General features: G+C 52.4%; 17 protein-coding genes. 6 read left to right on the forward strand and 11 right to left on the reverse strand.

Translation table 11 applies throughout. The features are described 5' to 3' along the window. Positions 1-180: 180 nt before the first annotated feature. From C7820_RS20415 to C7820_RS20425, 3 genes are all read left to right on the forward strand, one after another. Positions 181-1,053 (forward strand): AraC family transcriptional regulator, encoded by an 873-nt coding sequence (locus tag C7820_RS20415; RefSeq protein WP_181909128.1) that lies wholly within the window; start codon positions 181-183, stop codon positions 1,051-1,053. Positions 1,054-1,218: 165 nt separating this feature from the next. Further along, positions 1,219-2,283 (forward strand): right-handed parallel beta-helix repeat-containing protein, encoded by a 1,065-nt coding sequence (locus tag C7820_RS20420; protein ID WP_258875313.1) that lies wholly within the window; start codon positions 1,219-1,221, stop codon positions 2,281-2,283. Positions 2,284-2,439: 156 nt separating this feature from the next. Beyond that, the gene (locus C7820_RS20425; protein ID WP_116232548.1) at positions 2,440-3,369 is read left to right on the forward strand and encodes a phosphotransferase family protein; all 930 of its coding nucleotides are present in this window, start codon (positions 2,440-2,442) and stop codon (positions 3,367-3,369) included. Here C7820_RS20425 and C7820_RS20430 read toward each other — a convergent pair. Together C7820_RS20430 and C7820_RS20435 are read right to left on the reverse strand one after the other, a co-directional pair. Further along, the gene (locus C7820_RS20430; protein WP_258875314.1) at positions 3,364-3,861 is read right to left on the reverse strand and encodes a YqgE/AlgH family protein; all 498 of its coding nucleotides are present in this window, start codon (positions 3,859-3,861) and stop codon (positions 3,364-3,366) included. The two genes, C7820_RS20425 and C7820_RS20430, sit on opposite strands and share 6 nt — an antisense overlap. Continuing rightward, positions 3,861-4,646, reverse strand: coding sequence for a hypothetical protein (locus C7820_RS20435; protein WP_116232549.1), 786 nt, complete (start codon positions 4,644-4,646; stop codon positions 3,861-3,863). The genes C7820_RS20430 and C7820_RS20435 overlap by 1 nt, the downstream gene beginning before the upstream one ends. A gap of 115 nt (positions 4,647-4,761) precedes the next feature. Here C7820_RS20435 and C7820_RS20440 point away from each other — a divergent pair, with 115 nt between their 5' ends. Continuing rightward, positions 4,762-5,403 (forward strand): CBO0543 family protein, encoded by a 642-nt coding sequence (locus C7820_RS20440; protein ID WP_116232550.1) that lies wholly within the window; start codon positions 4,762-4,764, stop codon positions 5,401-5,403. Positions 5,404-5,562: 159 nt separating this feature from the next. Here the strand turns inward: C7820_RS20440 and C7820_RS20445 are convergent, their stop codons facing one another. Continuing rightward, entirely contained in the window at positions 5,563-5,988 is a 426-nt protein-coding gene (locus tag C7820_RS20445) for a VOC family protein (RefSeq protein WP_089546225.1), read from the reverse strand. A gap of 212 nt (positions 5,989-6,200) precedes the next feature. Here C7820_RS20445 and C7820_RS20450 point away from each other — a divergent pair, with 212 nt between their 5' ends. Beyond that, complete coding sequence (locus tag C7820_RS20450) at positions 6,201-7,079, forward strand: sigma-70 family RNA polymerase sigma factor (protein ID WP_089550092.1); 879 nt, start codon at positions 6,201-6,203, stop codon at positions 7,077-7,079. A gap of 103 nt (positions 7,080-7,182) precedes the next feature. Here the strand turns inward: C7820_RS20450 and C7820_RS20455 are convergent, their stop codons facing one another. Both C7820_RS20455 and C7820_RS20460 read right to left on the reverse strand, forming a co-directional pair. Further along, a complete protein-coding gene (locus C7820_RS20455; RefSeq protein WP_089546226.1) occupies positions 7,183-8,868 on the reverse strand; it encodes a glycoside hydrolase family 13 protein in 1,686 nt (561 codons plus the stop codon). 44 nt (positions 8,869-8,912) lie between these two features. After that, complete coding sequence (locus tag C7820_RS20460) at positions 8,913-9,698, reverse strand: glucose-1-dehydrogenase (RefSeq protein ID WP_089546227.1); 786 nt, start codon at positions 9,696-9,698, stop codon at positions 8,913-8,915. A 232-nt stretch (positions 9,699-9,930) separates the two neighbouring features. On the opposite strand from C7820_RS20460, the gene C7820_RS20465 reads away from it, so the two are divergent. Then, positions 9,931-10,764, forward strand: coding sequence for an SDR family oxidoreductase (locus C7820_RS20465; RefSeq protein ID WP_116232551.1), 834 nt, complete (start codon positions 9,931-9,933; stop codon positions 10,762-10,764). 66 nt (positions 10,765-10,830) lie between these two features. Here the strand turns inward: C7820_RS20465 and C7820_RS20470 are convergent, their stop codons facing one another. The 6 genes from C7820_RS20470 to C7820_RS20495 form a co-directional block, all read right to left on the reverse strand. Next, positions 10,831-12,324: a response regulator gene (locus C7820_RS20470; protein WP_089546231.1), complete on the reverse strand. Its 1,494-nt coding sequence runs from the start codon at positions 12,322-12,324 to the stop codon at positions 10,831-10,833. Between the two features lie 30 nt (positions 12,325-12,354). Then, entirely contained in the window at positions 12,355-14,163 is a 1,809-nt protein-coding gene (locus C7820_RS20475; protein ID WP_116232552.1) for a cache domain-containing sensor histidine kinase, read from the reverse strand. A 29-nt stretch (positions 14,164-14,192) separates the two neighbouring features. Further along, entirely contained in the window at positions 14,193-15,026 is an 834-nt protein-coding gene (locus C7820_RS20480) for a carbohydrate ABC transporter permease (protein WP_076169145.1), read from the reverse strand. Beyond that, positions 15,026-15,919 (reverse strand): carbohydrate ABC transporter permease, encoded by an 894-nt coding sequence (locus tag C7820_RS20485; RefSeq protein ID WP_076169143.1) that lies wholly within the window; start codon positions 15,917-15,919, stop codon positions 15,026-15,028. Before C7820_RS20485 ends, C7820_RS20480 begins: the two co-directional genes overlap by 1 nt. A 115-nt stretch (positions 15,920-16,034) precedes the next feature. Continuing rightward, positions 16,035-17,357, reverse strand: coding sequence for an ABC transporter substrate-binding protein (locus C7820_RS20490; RefSeq protein ID WP_076169141.1), 1,323 nt, complete (start codon positions 17,355-17,357; stop codon positions 16,035-16,037). A 566-nt stretch (positions 17,358-17,923) separates the two neighbouring features. Beyond that, positions 17,924-20,437, reverse strand: coding sequence for a glycoside hydrolase family 38 N-terminal domain-containing protein (locus C7820_RS20495; protein WP_116232553.1), 2,514 nt, complete (start codon positions 20,435-20,437; stop codon positions 17,924-17,926). Positions 20,438-20,449 lie beyond the last annotated feature (12 nt).

The raw sequence follows: 20,449 nt of genomic DNA on the forward strand, positions 1-20,449 counted from the left end.
TGGTTTGGGCGAACTGAATGAAACAGGCAGTTGAAAATGGAGCAGGTTAAGATTTGGTTGAGAAAGACAGCCCGATGGCCAGGTATTCGTTCATGACAGCGGCATGACTTGTTATGGAACCACATAAATAAGGAACGTGAACCCTGAAAGATGATCAATGAGCAATGGAGGTGCCACAACATGAAAATTCACAACGCGATACCGTGGCAGGATAATTTGTATCTGTTTCATTTTCGAAGCGTACATACGGCTCCCATTGAATATTTTCATGCACATGAAGGCTTGGAAATTCTGTTCGTCCATGAGGGAGTGGGGCGGTACGTGATCAACAATCAGTTGTATCCGCTGAAGCCGTCTACCTTGATCCTTGTCAAGCCATTTCAAATGCACGAAATCAAGGTGCAGGTTCCACCGTCTTATACGCGGACTTTACTGAAGATTAAAGGCTCCGTCGTGGAACGGTTCATGACCGTGCTGCCGCAGCTTGCCTCCGATTTTGCGCTGTTTCTGGAGCATCGTCAGCCCAGCCAGGTTTTTTATCTGGCACCTCCGGACGCCTCATATCTGGAAGAACAGTTCAGACAATTAAGCCACACGCTGGCGATCGTTCCGCCTCATCTCCGGATGGATGCAGTGACGTTGTTTTCATTTCAATTTTTCGAATACTTCGTCAGCCGGATCTACATTCCGGATTCAACGCATGAAACTCAGATGCTTGGGCACGCCAGCCAGGCGGAGATCATCGGCCGGATCGTGAAGTGGATCGACAGGCATCTGAACCAGTCGTTTACGCTGAGTGACCTGGCAGCCGAACTGCATTTCTCTCCGAATTATTTGTCCAAGACGTTTAAAGAGCAAATGGGGGTCAGCATTACCGCTTATGCCAATGAACAACGGCTGGAGCAGGCCAAAATGCTCCTGGCCGATCCCTCACTTACCGTCGAAGACGTCAGCAGAAGGGCAGGTTTCAAATATCCGTCTTACTTCATCTCCCTGTTTAAGGCCAAATATGGGTTAACACCCCGCAGGTACCGAATGAGTATGGAAAAGTGATATTTTTTGGCCCCTTTTTGTTACGTTGGCCGAATTATAATTAAAGCGCTTTAACAACAGAGGTTTTAGTTAACGGAGGTGGGATGCAGGGTAGGAATTCATGGGTTACAAATAGGATAACGGACGAAAGGCAGTATTAACGTAAGATGAATGGGAGGTTGAATCATGTTGAGATTATCGCTCAAACGCAGTTTGGTGTTTTTATGTGGTTTCATTCTCGTCTTGGCCTGTTACCCCAACGGGATGGTGCATGCAGCGACCAAATCCGTTCCCGCCGGGGATGTCGCCACCTTGCGCAGCTATTTGTCCAGCGCAAGTCCCGGTGACATTATCGAGGTGACGGGGACCTATAACGTGTCCGATGGAACCATTGCGACAACGGTAAGCGGCTTAGCGGGCGGCTACATCACGATCCGGGGTGCGGGAGGCGGGGCGACCTTTAATTTTACGGCCTCGGCGGGCAACGCTGCTTTCCATATTAAACATAACTATTATAAGCTGGAGAACATCACGATCAATTCCAACTCCCAATCCAATAAAGGACTGCTCATCGAGGCCTCTCATGGTTACGTCACAAACGTGACGGTCAAGAACACGAAGGGAGAAGGCTTTAAAATACGCAAGAACAGCCAATACTGGCTGATTTCGAGCAGCACGGCGCAGAGCACGGGAACGGGCGGAAAATTTGGCGAAGGCTTCTATGTGGGGGATGCCGATCAAAACTGGACGACCAGCCCTGATCCCGACCAAAGCGGGTATATTACATTTTTGAACTGCAGTGCCATCCGGACGGTCAATGACGGATTTGATTTCAAGGAAGGCACCCACCATATCAAAGTGGTCGGCGGCACGGTCGACTTCCAGAACACGGTCCCTGAATCGAGCGTGGGCAACAATGGAATCTTTATGAGAGCAAACGGGGTACAGATCATTAATACGACGGTAAAAAACAATGCTTCGACGGGTCAGGCGTTCCGGACGAGCAAAACGACGGCTTCGGACGGCGTCTCCTACGGCAGCAACCTGGAACTTAAGAACGTGACCGCTTCCAACCTATCGGGCGCCATGATCTATACGAACTATTCGTCCAATAAGCTCTATACCGATTATACGATGACAGGCGTTGCCGGCGGACTGTATGCATCAGGCTCTAATACCGCGACGACGGCCTCGCCTTCAGGATTTGTAGAGATGACATGGCCTGGTGAAGGCGGAGATCCGGTGATGTAAGGCAGCATGGTGATGAATCCTCAGGCCCTTGGCTTGAGGATTGTTTTTTATTGCCCGACCCCATTTTTCTATGAGACAATCCGGGATATAATGGGTTCAATCCGGAATCGCGGGTAACCGATCGAACGATATGGAAGTGAAAGGGAGGCGGACGGCATGACCGAATACGAAAAACCAATCGTGGACATCACTTTGGTCGAGGAGATGATCAGTGAGCATCTGGGTGTTGGAGCGGTAGAAATCACGCCGCTGCAAGGGGGGAACTTAAGCCGCGTTTTTTCCTTTAACCATGAAGGTCAAGGGTACGTGATCAAGTTCAGCGACCTGGAGGGGGCGTACCAATCGGAAATCTTCGTATCGGATCTGCTGTCCAGCCAGGGCATACCTTTCCCCCGGTGCATCGGACATGGAAAGACAGGGAATTTGGATTATTCCATTTTGGAAAAGATAGAAGGCCGCAATCTGGCGGATTTTTCGGCTGAGGAGCAGCGCCGCCGGCTCCCGGAGCTTATTCGGATTTTGACGCGCTTGAACCATATTGACCTGGGTGGAGCCCGTGGATACGGCTGGATCGGGGCGGGCGGTGACGGTGCGTTCCCAACCTGGAAGGATTATTGGGAATCCGTCTATGCGGAAGACCAAACGGGCAGCTTCTGGGAGAATTGGTACGCCTTATTCCATACCTCCTGTTTGGAGAAAGAGGTATTCGATGAAATTTACAGCCGGTTAACGGCTTATTCACACTTTAACGAACCGCACCGCTATTTTATACATGGGGATTTTCACCAGTGGAACATCTTATCTGACGGCAGCCGGATTACGGGAATTCTGGATTGCAACTGCGCTTACGGCGACTTTCTTGTGGATCTGGCCATTCTGGACCGGCACATGGACGGGCACAACGTCGTACAGGCTTATCAGAACCATCAAGCGCAAGCGGGTATCGTCATCCCCGATTTCAATGAGAGATTAAAGGGCGCTTATTACTTCAAAGGACTGGACGGACTTCGCTTCTATGCCAAAATGGGATGGACCGACGCTTACGAATATACACGCAACTTCCTTCTGGGCTTGGACAAATCATAAGTCTGTTGTTACGGGCTCGGATGGAACGGTTTGCATTTGTGTTTTGGCAACTCCGAGTGCCCTGTTCCCCCACAGCGTCTGCTCAACAAACGGGGCTTGCTCCGCTCTGCATTGGACGATCAATATCACTTCACCGGCTGTGGTCTTGACCGTTCGGATCTTTTTTCGTTTCACAAGGTTTTTGATCAAATCGTAAACAAAGCCAATAGCAAATCCCACAGCCGCTCCAATTAGCCCCCAATAGACCGGACCCCAATGGAGAACAAATCCTCTGGATACCCCAATGGTCCCGCCCATCATGGCTAGGATAAGCCCGATATCGATTAACGAGGTTCCGTCCGTACCATGCATCGTATCAACCAACTTCATATCCATCGAACGATTATCCAGGGGTACAGCGTAAATCTGGACGACATCGTTTTCCTTAAGCTTGCTTATAGCCAGCTCAACGTAGTGTGAATGCTGAAATGTAGAGAAAAATTGGATTCCCATTAGACTTTTTCTCCCTTATGCAGTACAAAATTTTGCGGCTGATAGTTTTCTTTCAAATAATTGGCTTGTTCCCAATCAAACAGTTTTGTCAGCTCTACGGCATTCGTGTAAGAATCATACATGGTAAAGAAATAGACCGAGGGGAAGTAAAGGAACCACTGAACTCCAATCACTTCTCTAGATTTCGGGAAGTCTCCCAGCAAAACGTAATGCAGCGCTTCGATCATATTGGACTGAATGACAATCATCATAGTCATAACAAGCGTCAGAACAGCAGCTAAGATTCGATGAATATATAGTTGTCCAAGACTTGGAATTGTCATTGCCCAGACTAACGCAATCCATGGCTTTTTCTTGTCCAGATAATTGACCTCGAAGGGGCTCATCGAAAAATTCGGGTATTTGGCATTTTCCCTTTTCGCCAGCAGGTGAATCTTATTGATATCGACTGTGGTCCGGTAACTGTCCCATATGGCAAATAAATAAACGGGGATATAGAGATATATGTACTTTTCATTTAATACAGCCTTTGCGTGGGCGATATCTCCGTTAAAAGAATAAACAATGGCCGTATTCAGCTGAGTCTTTTGGTTGATATAAAATTCCCAAAAAAACAATGCAAAGCCGGAAATGAATTTGTGTAATAAGATGTGGCCGAATCCAGGAAAAGCTACGGACCATAACGCTACGACCAGGGGATTACGCTGGTGAAGCTGGATGGTGCCGAACGTCGTGACAAAGGCATGATAATAACGATTTCTATATTTGGCTCTAAAGTTATCCACTTTTCAACGCTCCAATGGAATACAGTGTAATCGAATTTTTTGTCAATTGGCGAAAGATTATTCTTCTTTGGGAGATATAACGCGATTGGCTTAAAGAAGACATGGAATTAGCGGGATGACTTTGGGGAAGTTTAAGGTCAATCCATGGACGATGAATGGTGCAAAAAAAGGAGCTGCATTACTTTTGTCAGACCGATATCCTTCCTTTGAAGAAATCAAAGATGTAGATCGTAAACTTACTGAAATGAGAAGACTGTATTATTATCGCCATGACCTGTTCTCGATTCAATGGTGGTTTTTGTTGGTGCTTTTGATTGTGCCGTGGATCATTTGGTGGAAAGTGGTTGATAAATCAAGACTGAAGGATATTTTACTTTACGGTTTTGCAATAACCATCGTTATTGTTCTTCTGGATGATATTGGAAGTGAGCTCGGATTATGGTCTTACCCTCATCAAGTCTTCAGGCTGATTCCTCGCTTAAGCCCGATTGATTACTCCGTATTGCCTGTCATTCATATGTTGATCTATCAGTATTTCAGAAGTTGGAAGTCATTCTTTGTTGCCAACGTCATACTGGCCCTAGGAGCTGCCTTCATTGCAGAGCCTTTCTTTGTCTGGATTGATATTTATGACATGGACCATTGGAAATCTATTTATTCGTTCCCGCTATATATAGCTAAAGCCTGTTTTGTTAAGTGGTCGCTGGAGTTCATGCTATCCAGGGCAAACCGATCACAACAAAAACCTGCGAACTAAAAGAGGGCATTGAGCCCGCTTTTAGTTCCAGGATACAATATTGATAGACTGAATAACGCATCGAAGGCGGATTCGATGCGTTATTTTATGATTTGTTATACGGTACGCTCTTCCTGAAACTGGTTAACCTTGGTGAAAAGGGAGAGCTGTGCCCATGGATTACTGCTGTCCTTTGGCAAGAATCCGGAATGTAATGCCGAATGGATCCGTCACATTGCCGTAAGCGGGACTGAAGAAGCTGGCTTCAAGCGGCGTGTTCACTTGACCGCCCTGTTTCAAGGCGTCAAAGTATCGTGCGGCCTGATCTTTGTCATCGGTTTGCACAACGATGGTCACTGGCGAGCCCTTCTGGTAGCTGCTGCCGGTAACAAGGTCGGACAGTTGGAGCTGCGATTCGCCGATGACCAAGACCGCAAAGGATATCCAGTCTTTTTTCTCCGGCGGCAGCGGGGATTCCGGATTTTCCGGTAAATCGCCCAGCCGCTGTGCATAGACAATCTTGGCTTCCAGCGCTTTGACGTAAAAATCGATGGCCTCATTTGCTTGACCGTTCATTTCAATAAAAGGGATTAAACTCGTGCTCACAACACTCATCTCCTGTACATGTTTTTTACCGGGATACCGACGGACCTTTTATTTGGCAGCGGGATTCCCTTCACTACCCATGTCGTTCGCTGGCAGGTAAACGTGACCGTTAAAGTTAATATATTTTTTTGCGATTTATTTTACGATTTCGGTCACATCCGATAGATTTCTTACGACATATGAGTAATAAGGAAAAGGAAAGGTTGGGGCGCGTGAACAATCACAACGGGCTTGCAGAACAATTCGAATCGCATCGGAATCACCTTCAGTTTGTGGCTTACCGAATACTGGGATCACAGAATGAGGCGGATGACGCCGTACAGGAGTCATGGATACGTCTTAGCCGTTCGGATATGAGCAGCGTGGAAAATATCGGGGGATGGATGACGACGATCGTCTCGCGGGTCTGTTTGGATATGCTCCGAGCCCGTAAATCACGGCATGAAGATCTGACGATAGATCGTGCACCAGAGCCGGTTACCCACTTCCGTGACGGAAGCGACCCGGAGTATGAAGCGCTGATGGCCGACGCTGTGGGGAATGCCATGCTTGTGGTCTTGGGAACATTAAGTCCCGCCGAACGAATCGCGTTCGTGCTGCACGATATTTTCGGCATGTCTTTCGCGGATATCGCTTCCATCCTGGGGAGAAACGAGGCGGCAGCCAGAAAGCTTGCCAGCCGTGCACGTCAACGGGTGAAGGGGGATGAATCGGCTTCGAGAGCAGAAGAGCTCAGGCGCAAACAGGAGCTGGTAGATGCATTCCTTGCTGCATCGCGCGCCGGAGATTTTGAGAAACTTCTCTCTATCCTGGATCCGGATGTGGTGACACGAAACGATCCGGCATTTCCGCCGGCCGCAAACGCGCCGGTTGTTCATGGTTCGCAAGCTGCGGCCAAGCAATTCGCCGGCCGTGCCCAAGGCGCCCAGCCTGCGCTCGTGAACGGTTCCGTAGGCGCCGTGATAGGTCCGCTTGATCAAATCCTGTTCGTACTCGTATTTACGGTAAAGAATGATAAAATCACCGAAATCGAAATGATTGCCGATCCGGCGCGCCTGCGCCAGCTTGACCTGGCCTTGTTGAACGATTAACGGGTATAAAGAACACGGAGAAAAGATCATTGAAGCAAGGAAATGGCACCGTTTGCAGCCGTAAGGCTTGCAGCGGGTGCCTTTTTTTGTTCCCAAACCCCGGTCAGGACAACCGGTATACTCTGGCTTCATAGGGGCGCAGCTCAATGCGGTCTCCTTCCGCGTCAGGCGGCAGATCGTAATTGCTGATCAGCAGGTCTCGCGACATGCCCCGCAGCGTTTTCGGCCATTCCATGATCGGCGTATCATCAAAAAAGTTAAGGATGACCAGGATGGTATCTTGCTCCAGCGTACGGGTGTAAACATAGAGATCCGGATCCAATGGAAGCAGCAGCTTGTACTCTCCGTAGATCAACGCTTTATGGGTCTTACGCAGGGAGAGCATCCGCTTGTAGTAATGATAAATGGAATCCGGGTCCTTTATCGCCGAAGCCACGTTTACATCCGTATAATTGGGGTTAACCTTGATCCAAGGTTCGCCGGTCGTAAAGCCGGCTTGAGGTCCGTCGTCCCACTGCATCGGGGTGCGGGCGTTATCCCGGCTCTTCGCCTGGATGGCCTGCATCGTCTGGTCGATCGGCTTGCCTTGAAGATGGGACTGCTCATAGTAATTCAAGGTTTCCACGTCCCGGTAGTCGCCGATTTGGTCAAAGGCTGCATTGGTCATCCCGATTTCTTCGCCTTGGTAAATGTATGGCGTCCCTTCCAGGGTGAGCATGAAGGTCGCCAGCATTTTTGCTGATTGGACGCGGTACTGCTTGTCATTGCCGAACCTTGAGACGGCTCTGGGCTGATCATGATTGCCGAGGTAGTTCGCATTCCAGCCCTGGTTATGCAGTGTAGTCTGCCAACGGCTCATCACTTTTTTGAGCTCCAGCAGCGTCCACGCTCGGGATTCCCACTTACCGGTGCCGTTTGAGGCGGAGTCCAGCGTCATATGTTCGAACTGAAACACCATGTTCAGCTCATGGCGCTGGTCTCCCACATACTCCAAAGCCTGCTCCGGGCCGAGTCCCGAGGTTTCGCCGACGGTCATGATATCGTAGTCCATCAGCACTTCCTCGTTCAGCTTTTTGAGCATAAAATGGACTTTTTCCAGGTTGGAAAATAGCTGGTACGCCCTCACGACAGGGAGATGCTGGGGATTGTCGGCATCCGGCAGTCCTTTCGCCTTTACGATGTGGGCGATGGCATCAAAGCGGAAGCCGTCCACGCCTTTTTCCAGCCACCACCGGATCATTTGGTACAATTCATGTACCATTTCTTCGTTTCTCCAGTTCAAATCCGGCTGATGCTTAGAATACAGATGCATATAGTATTCGTCCGTCTCCGGATCCATCTCCCACACCGAGCCGCTGAAATAGGACTCCCAGTTGTTCGGGTACAGGCCGTTGACCCCTTTGCGCCAAATATAAAAGCTTCGCTTGGGGTTGTCGGTCGACGATTTCGATTCCTTAAACCAGGGATGCTGGTCGGAGGTATGGTTCAGCACGAGGTCCATCATGATTTTCATTCCTCTGGCATGGGCTTCTTGCAGCAAATCATCGAAATCCTCCATCGTGCCGAATTCAGGATTGATCGCGTAGTAGTCGCTGATGTCATATCCGTTGTCCTTGCCGGGAGACTCGTAAATCGGGCAGATCCAAATGACATCGATCCCGAGGTCCTTTAAATAATCCAGCTTGGAAATGATTCCGCGAAGGTCGCCTTTGCCATCTCCATTGGTATCCATGAAGCTGACGGGATAAATCTCGTACACGGCGGCTTCTTTCCACCAGGTTTCGTTCATGTGCGCATTCCTCCTGTCCGTGCATGAAATGGGTTGTACGGGAATTAACCGTGTCCCCCTTGAAAAGCGGGGTATTTGGTCATCCCGCCATCCGCAAACAGGGTAATGCCCGTAACATAACTGGATTCGGAGGAGGCCAGCCAGGCGGCTGCAGCCGCGATTTCCTCCGGCTTGCCGATATACCCGAGCGGGATCAGCGCCTCAACGCTTGCTTTGGCGGCGGGATCGGAAAACTTGGCGGCATTGATCGGCGTATCGATCGCACCGGGACCGAGGCTGTTGACGCGGATTCCCTTCGGCGCAAATTCCAGCGCCAGCGTCTCCGTCATCATCTTGATCCCGCCCTTGCTCGCGGCATAATGCACGAAATGGGGCCACGGAATCATCTCGTGCACGCTCGAAACGTTGATGATCCGTCCCTTGATCCCGTGTTCCAGCATGTAATCGATCGCCTCGCGGCAGCCGAGGAAAGCCCCGGTCAAATTCACGTCCAGCACCTTGCGCCAGTCCTCCAGCGTCAAATCCTCCGAGGGAACTTCGTTTTCGATGCCCGCGTTGTTGACCATGACGTCCAGCGAGCCGAAATGCTCATGCGCGGCGGCTACCAGCTTTTTGACATCCTCTTCACGAGTGACATCGCCGTACACGCCTATCGCTTGACCGCCGCTTTGTTCAATCTCCTGGATGATCGAATTCACTTCCTGCTCCCCGCTGCGATAGTTAATGACCACATTCATCTTTTCCCGACCGAACCTCAGCGCCATTGCCCGTCCGATGCCGGAAGAAGCTCCGGTAATAATGGCTGTGTTGCCTTCAAGATCTTTGTACATAATCATTCCCTCCTGTCGTCCCATCAAAATGACTACAATAGTATTTAACCGGAACGGGCATGGTTCAACAGGGCGGGGTCATAACTTCCGTCGAAGAAACGGCATTATAGTATCGGGATCAGTCTATGAGTCATTTCCATTTGACAATATCGTTCGATAGGTGTAATTTATAACTAACCAGTTAGTTATTAAAGCTAATGGCGTATACTAAGAGAGTGGGAGAGGATTCGAAATGAATGATCGTACTTGGCTGATCACCGGCATTAGCAGCGGCTTTGGACGTCAAATGACGGAGCAGCTTTTGAAACGCGGGGAACGGGTTGCGGGAACGGTCCGCAATATGGAGGCTGTGAATGATTTGCAAGCAAAATACGGCGACCTATTATGGGTTTCCAAGCTGGATGTCACCGATACACTCGCCATACACCGGGTTGTGGACAACGCTTTTCATGATCTAGGCAGCATTGACGTTGTGGTCAACAACGCGGGATACGGCCTTTTCGGCGCAGCAGAGGAGTTGACAGATGAGCAGATACGCCATCAGCTTGAAACGAACCTGATCGGATCCATCCAGGTGGTGCGTGCGGCTCTTCCACACTTGCGGAAACAAGGCTATGGGCGGATCCTCCAGCTGTCGACCGTAGGCGGCCAGGCCGCTTTCCCGGGAAGTTCTTTGTATCATGCGAGCAAATGGGGAATTGAGGGGTTTGCCGAATCCGTCATGGCTGAAGTTGCCCCTTTTAATATAGGCGTCACTATTGTGGAGCCGGGCAGTGCAAGGACGAACTTCCGGTATCAAAGCTCTACCCTGGCACCAAAGATAGATGCTTATGAGGCCTCCCCGGCCATCCATGCGCGGCGGATTATCGAAGAAGCCAAGGCACCCTCGCTAGGGGACCCTGCCAAAATGGCTGCTGCGATGATTAACAGTGTAGACCGGAATCCGGCACCTAAAAGAATCGTTCTGGGCAGCGACGCATATTCAACGATTCACAAAGCTCTTACCGAGCGGCTGGCGGAATTGGAACAGCAAAAAGATCTCGCTTTTTCAACCGACTTCAACTGATTTCCGTATGAACATATTAAAAACAAACAAGCGTCCTGATCATTCAGGGCGCTTGTTTATTGGCGGCTATTTCCACTTTTTATATTCATTTGGCGTGACGCCGACCACTTTCTTAAACAGCTTATTAAAGTAAGCGGGATCCGCATATCCTACCTCCGCTCCGATTTGGTGCACCTTCATGTTCGTCTCGGTTCGCAGAAGGCGTTTGGCGTTTTTCAGTCGTACGTCGGTGATGTACTCGGTCAGCGTCAGACCGGTTTCCTGTTTGAACAGCTTGCTGAGGTAGCTCGGTGTCAGATACACCATGGCCGCCAGGGTGTTCAGCTCGGCATGCTCGCTGTAATGCTCGGCGATCCAGCGCTTGACGATCTCTACGGCTTTACCGCCCATCTCGCTGCGCAGTCCGTACACTTTCTCCAGCGCCGACCTGAACACCTCCACAAAGCATTCTTCCATGCCGGAGAAGCTCATGCAGGCTCGCAGCTGCGTCTCCAGCCGGGCGCGGGCTTCTTTGCCCCGGATCTCCCGGTACTCCTGCACTTCCCGGCATGCCATATCCTCCAGCAGACTGCAGACACGGACGATCGTCCCGGTACCTGCACGCTGCTCTTTCAGCCGCTCAAAGCCCTGACGGACGCATTCCAGCACGGCTGGAATATGGAGGAGCTGCAGCTGCTCGGCAAGGTTCATGCCGCGGACGGCATCCTCCGCTTCGACGATGTCTCCGAAAGCTTCCCCGGCATAACCGGCGGCATAATATAGGGCCGAATCTGAGTATAAGCCCAGGTCGCAGGCTCGCATGGCTTCTTCATAGGAGGCTCTGAGTTCGGCAGTGCCGTTGTGGATGCGGCTGAATCCGATATGAACCGCCGTTTCCTCTTCGCTTGGTTCCTCCGCGCCGCCCAGCAGACGGGCGATCCGGTCCAATTGTTCTTGCCCCGGAGCTTCCGGAAAATAAAAGACCCAGGCGAGCATTCGCTCCTGGACCGAGATCCAGTCACAGACGAGCTCCGGGTGCTGCTGGATCCGCCCGGCTGCGGCTTCCAGCGACCCGCCTTTCTGAACGAACGTGGCATAACAGGACAGGGGCAGCCCGGTATCCTCGGATAGATAGGGGAGGGGAGACTCGCTCAGAAAGCAGGAATGAAGCAGCCGCTTGCGGCTCAAGGCTTCTTTCTCGAGCGAAGACTGATGCTCCTCGTCCAATTGGTACAACAGCTCAAACAGCTGTTCTTTGTTGATCGGCTTGAGCAGATAGTCGACCGCGGAAGCGCGGATCGCTTCCCTGGCATAGTTAAATTCAGTGAAACCGCTCATCAGGATGGAACGGACGTGCGGGCGGGCAGCCTTCAGCTGCTTGATCAGATCTAGACCGTCCACAACCGGCATCCGGATATCGGTAATAACCACATCGACCTCCAGGCCGGGAAGGCTGTCCAGTACATCCTTGCCGTCCGGAAACTGCCCGACCACACGGAAGAGGCCGCTTTCCTTTTCGATCATGCGCGACAGGCCTTCGCGAATCAGAACTTCATCGTCCACAATCACAATTCGAAGCATATTTCTCTCCCGCCTTTGCTGTAATGATGTTTACTCTTGGTCTTCGTCGGGGAGTTCTTCCTTAATGCGCACAATGACCCGGGTTCCGTGCCCGGGCTCGCTCTCCACTTCAAGACCGCAGGTGCCGCCGTAATGCAGACGTACCCGCTCGGCCACATTATGCAGCCCGATGCCGAATGCACCGCCCGCGTCGCCGTGCTTCAGGCTGCGGTTCAGCTGCTGGACGGTATCGGCATCCATGCCGACCCCATCATCGCCGATCACGAAGACGACGTGGTCCTGTTCGCGCGAAGCGGTGATGGTAATGGTGCCGAGTCCGGGCTTGCGCTCCAGCCCATGAAAGACCGAATTTTCCACAATCGGCTGGAACACGAGCTTGAGCACCGACAGGCCGAGGTAGGGCTCAGGCACATCCATGATGAGCCGGAATTTATCCGGGAAACGGATGGCCAGCAGGTCGAAATAGTTACGGACATGCTCCAGCTCCTGCCGGATGGTCACCGGGTCCCCGCTGCGGACGATGGAATACCTCATCTGGTTTCCCAGCAGGTAGGTCAGCTTGGCGACGCGCGGATCGTCGTTGCTCTCGGCCAGCATGCGGATGGACTCGAGCGTATTGTAAATAAAATGAGGGTTGATCTGGCTCTGCAGCGCCCTCATGTCGGCGGTCTGCTTGCGTTTTTCCGTCAGCTTGATTTCGGTGAGCAGGTCTTTGACCCGCAAAATCATCCGGTTGAAATGGCTGCCCAGCATGCCGATCTCATCATTGTATTTAGGCGAAATCCATACGTCGAGGTTGCCGTGCTGAACTTTGCGCATCAGCCGAACCATGGATTTCAGCGGTTTGGTCAAGGCGTGAGAGAAGAAGGTTGCGACGAACAGGGCGATCGCCAGCAGGATTAAGGTCGTAACCATCAGCGCCCGGCTGTTCTGCTGGACCTTGTACAAAATTTTGGACAGCGGAATCGTGACGGACGTCGTCCATCCGGTCTGATCCGACGTGTAGTAGACGGTCAGATAACGGGTTCCGTGTATCGTCGATTCAAAATGGCCATCCTTCTGACCCTTGGCCGCCGTCATCAGCGCGGACAGCCGATCCTGAACCGAATTCGCATCACCGCTGGCGTACACCAACTGTCCTTGCTCATCCATAATGAGCGAGCTGCCCTGGGTCACCCGATCCATTGGCTCGACGATGCCTTGAAACAGGCGGATATCGATATCCAGGACGATGATGCCGAGATATTGGAGCGAGCTGGCCGAGTTAATGGTCCGCAGCACGCTGATGACATCCATCGTACTGCTGCCGTTGACCGTGATCGGGTGGCGGCCTTCCAGGATCGGACGGGCTCCGCCCGCCTCGCCTAAGAGCTTCTTCCAGCCGGGAAGCTGATTTTCGGCCGACAGATCGTTGATGTTCCCGTTCTTGTCATAAAAAATATGATCATACCGGTCAACGAGGTAGACGGCCACGACGTCTTTTTTGGTATGGCTCAGATAGCTGAGAAACATGCCCATACTCTCGTTCTTGTACCAGTCGGTGTGTTCCTGTCCGAGATAGTACTGCACATCCTTGTTATACAGGGGAAGCGCCGTGTAGCGCTTCAGGTCGTCCACGTACCGGTCGATCGTATCGGAGGCGTTGTCGGCCATCTGTCCCGCGTTGTTGGTGGCGTTCTGCAGCACGGAATTGAACGTGGACCTTGCCGACAGGTAGCTGACATAAGTGATGGGCAGCGATAACAGAAAGACAAATACGAGAATCAGCTTTTTCTCCAATGACAGATTAGCCAGAAAGAGCCATCCCCTGCGAATGATGCGGCCGATTGCAGTACTCATAACCGATAGTCCACTCCCTGATGCTTGTCTTATTTAACCGCTCCGCTGGTTACTCCTTCAAAGATATAACGCTGCAGGAAAAAGTACAATATGACCGTAGGCAAAAGGATGACCAGAATCGCGGCGCAGATGAGGTTCCAATCGGCCGTGTTGACGCCCTGGAACCGCATCAGTACAGTGGTAACGACGCCGAGGCTCTGCTTCGGCATGTATAAATACGGAATGTACATATCGTTATAAATGCTGATCGTTTTCAGAATAATGAGCGTTGCCGTGGCCGGTGTCAGCAGCGGGAAAATGATCGAACGGTAAATTTTGAACAGGGATGCGCCTTCCACCATGGCGTTTTCATCCAGGTCATAAGGGATGTTGCGGATGAACTGCAGGTATAGAATGATCTGGATCACGTCGGCTCCGATGTACAGGACGATCGGGGCACCCATCGTGTTGTACAGCCCGAGGCTTTTGATAATGCCGAATGTGGCAACCTGTGTCGTGATGCTCGGGATGATGGTAGCGACAAGATACGCCCCGAACACGATCGGTTTCAGTTTGAAATCGAACCGGCCCAGGACATAAGCGACCATCGTGCCGAACAAAATGTTCAGCGCGAGCGAGACGACGATAATGATCAGAATGTTGCCGAACCCGCTGAGCAGGCCGCCGCGCTCGAACACGACCTTGAAATTTTCGAAATTCAAAAAGTTATGGGGCAGCGACATTGAGCTGCTGCTGTTAAATTCATCCCTCGATTTGAATGCGTTAATGATGACGACATAGGGAGGGAACAGGACGACGAATACCCCGATGAGCAGGGTCAAGTATTTAATCAGATCCTGGATCCGGAATTTGGACGAATGCATTATTTATTTCCTCCTCTGCTGAGCACAAGCTGCTGAACGGCCAGTACGATGACCACAAAGAACAATAAGATGACGCTCATCGCCGAGGCCAATCCATAGTTGTTGTAGGCGAAGGCCGTTTCCACGACGCGCTGCACGTAGGTCTGGCTCGCTCCGGCAGGTCCGCCTTTGGTCAGCACAAACGGAAGATCGAACACTTCGAGCGCGCCCGTCACGGTCAGGAACAGGTTCAGCTGAATGACCGGCTTCATGTTCGGCAGCGTGATTTTCCACAGGGTCTGCAAAGAGCCGGCACCGTCGATTTTCGCCGCTTCGTAAATATCCTTCGGAATGGCCTGAAGGGAAGCGATGTAAATGACCATGTTGTAGCCCATAAAGCGCCACAGTCCGGTAGAGGCCAGCGCATAGTTGACAAGCCCTTCCGTGCCAAGCCAGCTCGTTTCGCCAAGATGCTTCAGTCCAAGGCTGGAGAGGAACAGGTTCAGCGAGCCGTTGGTCGTGTCAAACACGTATCCGAACATAAAAGCGACCGCCACGCCGTTCATGATGTAAGGCAGAAACAGCAGAATCCGGAACACGTTCCGGCCGCGCAGCCGGCTGTTCAGGACGACAGCAAAGTAAATGGCGATGATATTCTGGACGATCCCCATCGCAAAGTAAGCGAAATTGTGCTCAAACACTTTGAAAATATCCGAATTGGAGAACACTTCCCGGTAATTGTCCAGGCCGACCCAAGGCTTCTCCGGGCTGTAGCCGTCCCAGTTCGTAAAGCTGTAATAGATCAGCTTGATCGCCGGGTAGTAGGTGAAGGTGGCTAGTAGAATTAAAGGAATCAGTAAAAAAGAGACGATAATGATCGTCTTCTGTTTGCGGTACGAGAGCGTTCCGAACATGCTATACCTTCTTTCTGCAAGCTTATAGGCGTTTCTTGGATGCAAGCCGACAGCAAAGCGGATTACCTCCTAAGGCGGATAATCCACTTTGCCGAGCTATTTCTGTAAGCAGGCGTTATTTGCCGAGGTCTTTCTTGGCTTTGGCCCACGCCTTGTTCCATTTATCCAGGACGCTTTGCGGATCCTTGGCAAGGACGAATTCCTGAACCATGGCCGGCAAATCGATCTGGGCTTTATTGAGGATGTCGGTAACCGTCGCGTCGTCCGGTGTGCCTTCCTGAAGCTCCACGCCGGTAGCCTGGAATTCTTTCAGCTGAGCCAACTTGGACTCTTTGTCTTTCAGCGGCGGGATGAATCCGGCGAAATCTTCGTAACCGGAATCTTCGATCATCCACTTCACGAAAGCTTTGGCAGCATCAACGTTTTTGCTGTTTTTGGATACGGCATAGAAGAAGTCAGGGCTAAGGGCGGCGCGCAGCGTGCCGGAGTTGTCATACGGCAGCGGGAAGAAGCCGACGTTGTCCGAAGTCGTTCCTGCACCGACGACTTGATTGATGACCCAGTTGCCAAGGAAGTACATGGCGAACTTGCCGGATGCCACATCCTTCTTGGACTGCTCCCAGTTGGTGGAGTTGATGTCCTTCTCCAGGTAGCCTTTTTCATTCAGTTCACGGATCAGGCTGAACGCCTTGCCGTAACCGTTGTCCATCGTGAACGGCGTGTCCGTGTTCAGCTTCGCGTTCGGGAAGTCCGCATTGTTCTCGATCAGCCGCGGCAGGTCATACACCCAGTTGTTCAGCGGCCACTTATCCTTGAAGTTGGAAGCCAGCGGCACGATGCCCTTTTGCTTCAGCTTTTCACAAGCCGCCAGGAACTCGTCCCAAGTTTTCGGGATTTCCGTAATGCCTGCATCGGCGAACGCTTTTTTGTTGTACACGATACCGGATGTGGAGTTGCCTGTTGTGATCCCGTATACTTTGCCTTCATAAGATCTGAAGTCTTTAAACGTAATCTTGTCATCCAGCCCGAGATCGTCAAGCGGAGCAAAATACTTCGGCAGGTCGGAGTTCGGAATCGTCGGGATAAACATGACGTCCGGAAGCTCATCGCCGGCCATTCTCACTTTGGCCTGCTGGTTATAATCGGTTTGCGAACCCTCGAATTCCACTTTGATATTCGGGTATTTCTCGTTAAAGCGCTTTACATAATCGTCATACTCTTTGCCGATCATGTCGGTGCGGTTGGTCAAAAAGGTGATTTTGCCTGACAGCTCGGTTCCGCTTCCGGTAGATCCGCCGGACGAAGTGCCGGTGGTGTCCGTGCCTCCTCCGCTGCTGGCCGAATCATCACTGCCGCCGCTTGATCCGCAGGCGGACAGGGACATGGAAAGCATCAGGATCATAACAAATCCTAACAACGTAACAGATTTCTTTTTCATTTCTACTCTCCCCATTTCGAATATGTTAGCGTTTGCATTGCTATTATAGCTTTTTGAATGCGTTTTTTAAATGTACTCATTTGTTATTTATTGTCTTCTATTATACTAATCACAATAAAAATTAGTGTTATTTATATAACAAAATAATAACAAATTAAATATTGAAGGGGGAAGAAGAAAATACTGCTAAAGAGAGTTGGCGGGGAATAGCATTATTTTGCTGTATAAGTGTGGGGGAGAAAGGGGATTGTTCGTGACGAGCTAAAGTGCATAGAGAAAGGGAAGAAGGGGATGGTGCGGACTTAAAGAGCGAAGAAGAAGGGCGAAGTTGCAGCGCTGGTTTGCCGCAGTTCCGCCGGATCGGTGTGTACATTTTGGCATGGGCGGAAGAACAAACAAGAAAGGAGCCGTCCCATGAGGGACAGCTCCTTTTGTAGATATAAGAATGTATAAGCTCCAGAGAGTGATCTTTCTTATATGGAAGAAAAACCTCCGCTAAATACGGTCTGTCTTCTTTGAATCTGGCGTCGATGGACGTCCTTCAAATATTGCGCCTTGTTGGCCGCTTACACGCCTTCCGGACGCATCCGGCACACAACAAACGGTTCGTGCAGCGCCCGGATAGCCGCCGCAAGCTCATCCTCCGGCAGCGCCGGCTCCGAGCTGACATGGTATTGAAATTCGTAAAAGCCGCCGAGTGTCGCTTTAAAATTGGTCTCCCAATAGTTGGTCATCAGCCAGGCGTACGATTCCGGCTTCTCGTCCTCCGCTTGCTGGGTGTGGAGGCGTCTTGTGCCGTACTCCAGCGGGCCCCATTGCATGAGCGGCGTATCCGGCGAAGCCAGCAGCAGCGAGCTTCGGTCATCCTGCCAGGCAATGCCTTCCTGGACGCAGGCATAATCGAGGCAGGTCCCGGGAATCTGGTCCTTCCACGGACGCACCAAGCCTCCCGGTTTATCCGCATACAGCGTATCCCGCAAGGTGTCCCCGCTTGTAAAAGGAAGCGAGAGGTAGACGTTCTCCGGGCTCCAGACGCTGTCTTTATGGAAGCGGGCCGACACGTCGACCCGGTTCCGGTTGGCATGGACCCGCAGGAACAAGGCGAAGTAAGACAAGCCGTTCAACTGGTACGTGATTTCTACCGTTGCATAAAGCGGTCCGTTCTCCATGGTGCGCACCGATGTAATGCGCCCGGCGGAGCGCTCGGCGTGGAGCCCCTTGCGATTGCGGCCCATCCGTGCCCGGGTGCTCCATACCTGGGAGGCGTCCGTCTCATCCGCCGGCCGGGTAACTTCGTAGATCGGTGTGAACGCACCGTACGGATTGCCGCTGCGCAGCATCTCGGTGTCCAGTTCCTTGTTGAACCAGGAATGAATGCCGCTGTCGGACCAGGCCAGACGGACGAACGGGGATTCCAGGCCGTTCCGGGTCATGCGGATCGGCGGATGGCCGGCAGCGCCGGAAGTCCCCTGGAACATGTCGTCCATGTCGTATACCTGGTCTGCTCCGATCAGGCGGGTGTTGGTCGTCGTCGTGCCCTGCTGCCGTCCCTGAGCCAGCGGGCGCAGAAGCAGGAAGCAGGTTTCCTGCGCCTGCAGCTTGAGCTCGGTGACGATGGTGTGCGGATGGACGGACTGCTGCGGCAGCACTTCGCCGGTATCCTCCCGCACGACTTCGACGCCTTCGCGCAGGGCGCCGGGCTCCCAGCCGTCCAGCTGGAGCGTGACGAGCTCTGTCACTTCGCGCCCGGCCAGATTGCTGACCCGGAACCGGTACGGCCGATCCGGGTACAGCGTGGCACTGCCCTGCTGCAGCAGCACCTTGTCCAAGGCGCGGTAGGCCCGGCGGCTTGCTTCGGCGGCGTGCGCCAGCTTGCGGACCTCCAGCAGCTGGACGTTTTTATGCCACGGTTCATAAATGGAGGAATGGTAGCCCCACGTATGCTCGGCATACAGCGCCAGCGCTTCCTCAGTCTCATCGATCTCGGCCCGGCTCAATACGCTTGCTTCAGGGTCCAGCTTGACCGCCTTGCGGAGCGTCCGCTGGGCATCCCGGAAGACCTGGGTATGCATCGGTGTAGAGCTGACGCCGTCCGTCCACCAGTCCGGCCAGTCTCCCCGGTGGACGGGCAGTTCGGCCAGATTTTCCTGCTTCAGGCGGGCAAAAAAGCCGCTCAGGCTGGTCATTTCGATCGTAATCCGATCGCCGTGCTGCTCGTTCCAGGCCTGGATCCATTCGATGATCCGGCTGTTCGGCGCGCCGTTATCGGTGCCGAGTCCCGAGAGCATGACGGGGACGAACGCATACGGGTACTGCTCGGCTTCCAGCTGCGCCAAGTACCGGCGGATGCGGACCGTGGCGATGGCGTCATGGATCGCTTCCGGTTCCACCAGCTGGTGATTGAACTCGTCGCGGATCATATATTTGCCGAGCGCTCCAGGGCACAGGCCCAGCTCGTTGCCGATCATATAATGCTCCCCGTTCCAGACGAGAAGGCGGCGGCCGTCGCGCGTTTCCCACCAGAAAGGAGCCTGCTTGCGGCCAAGGGCGTACATGCCGTGATGCGTATGGATACAGCTGAACAAATGCTCGATTTCATGGTTCAGCAGGCTGTCGGCATACCCCCAGCCGTACCCGTTGATATCTGCGGTCATGGCGCTGTCCACACGGCTGCCAATGGAGGCGGCGTAGGCTTGGGCTTTGCTGTGAAGGCTGCTGAGCAGCTGTTCGTCCGGCAGCTCCGTCATGTTCAGATAGGTGCCGGACAGCTCGAGGTCGCCGCGGAGGACGGCTTCGGCAAACGATTTTTGCTCCTCGGGCGAAGCCGCCTTCAGAAACTGCTCCACTGCCCAGAACGTTTCGCACGTCCAGCGGAAGCCTTTCCATTCGGGTTTGGCACCTGTATGAGCGGCATTGGCGATCCGCAGCGCCTGGCGGATGAAATCGACATGGTACTGCTCGATCTTCTCTTGACGATCGGTATAGCCGAGGTCGGTGTGGGAATGGTGAATGGCGTAAATCGTCCATTTACGGGCGGGCAGCGGCGCGTCGGCCTGTTTTAACTGTTGTTCTAGTGTCATCGTATATCCTCC

The sequence above is a fragment of the Paenibacillus sp. VMFN-D1 genome (assembly GCF_003386155.1).
GTDB lineage: Bacteria > Bacillota > Bacilli > Paenibacillales > Paenibacillaceae > Paenibacillus_AQ > Paenibacillus_AQ favisporus.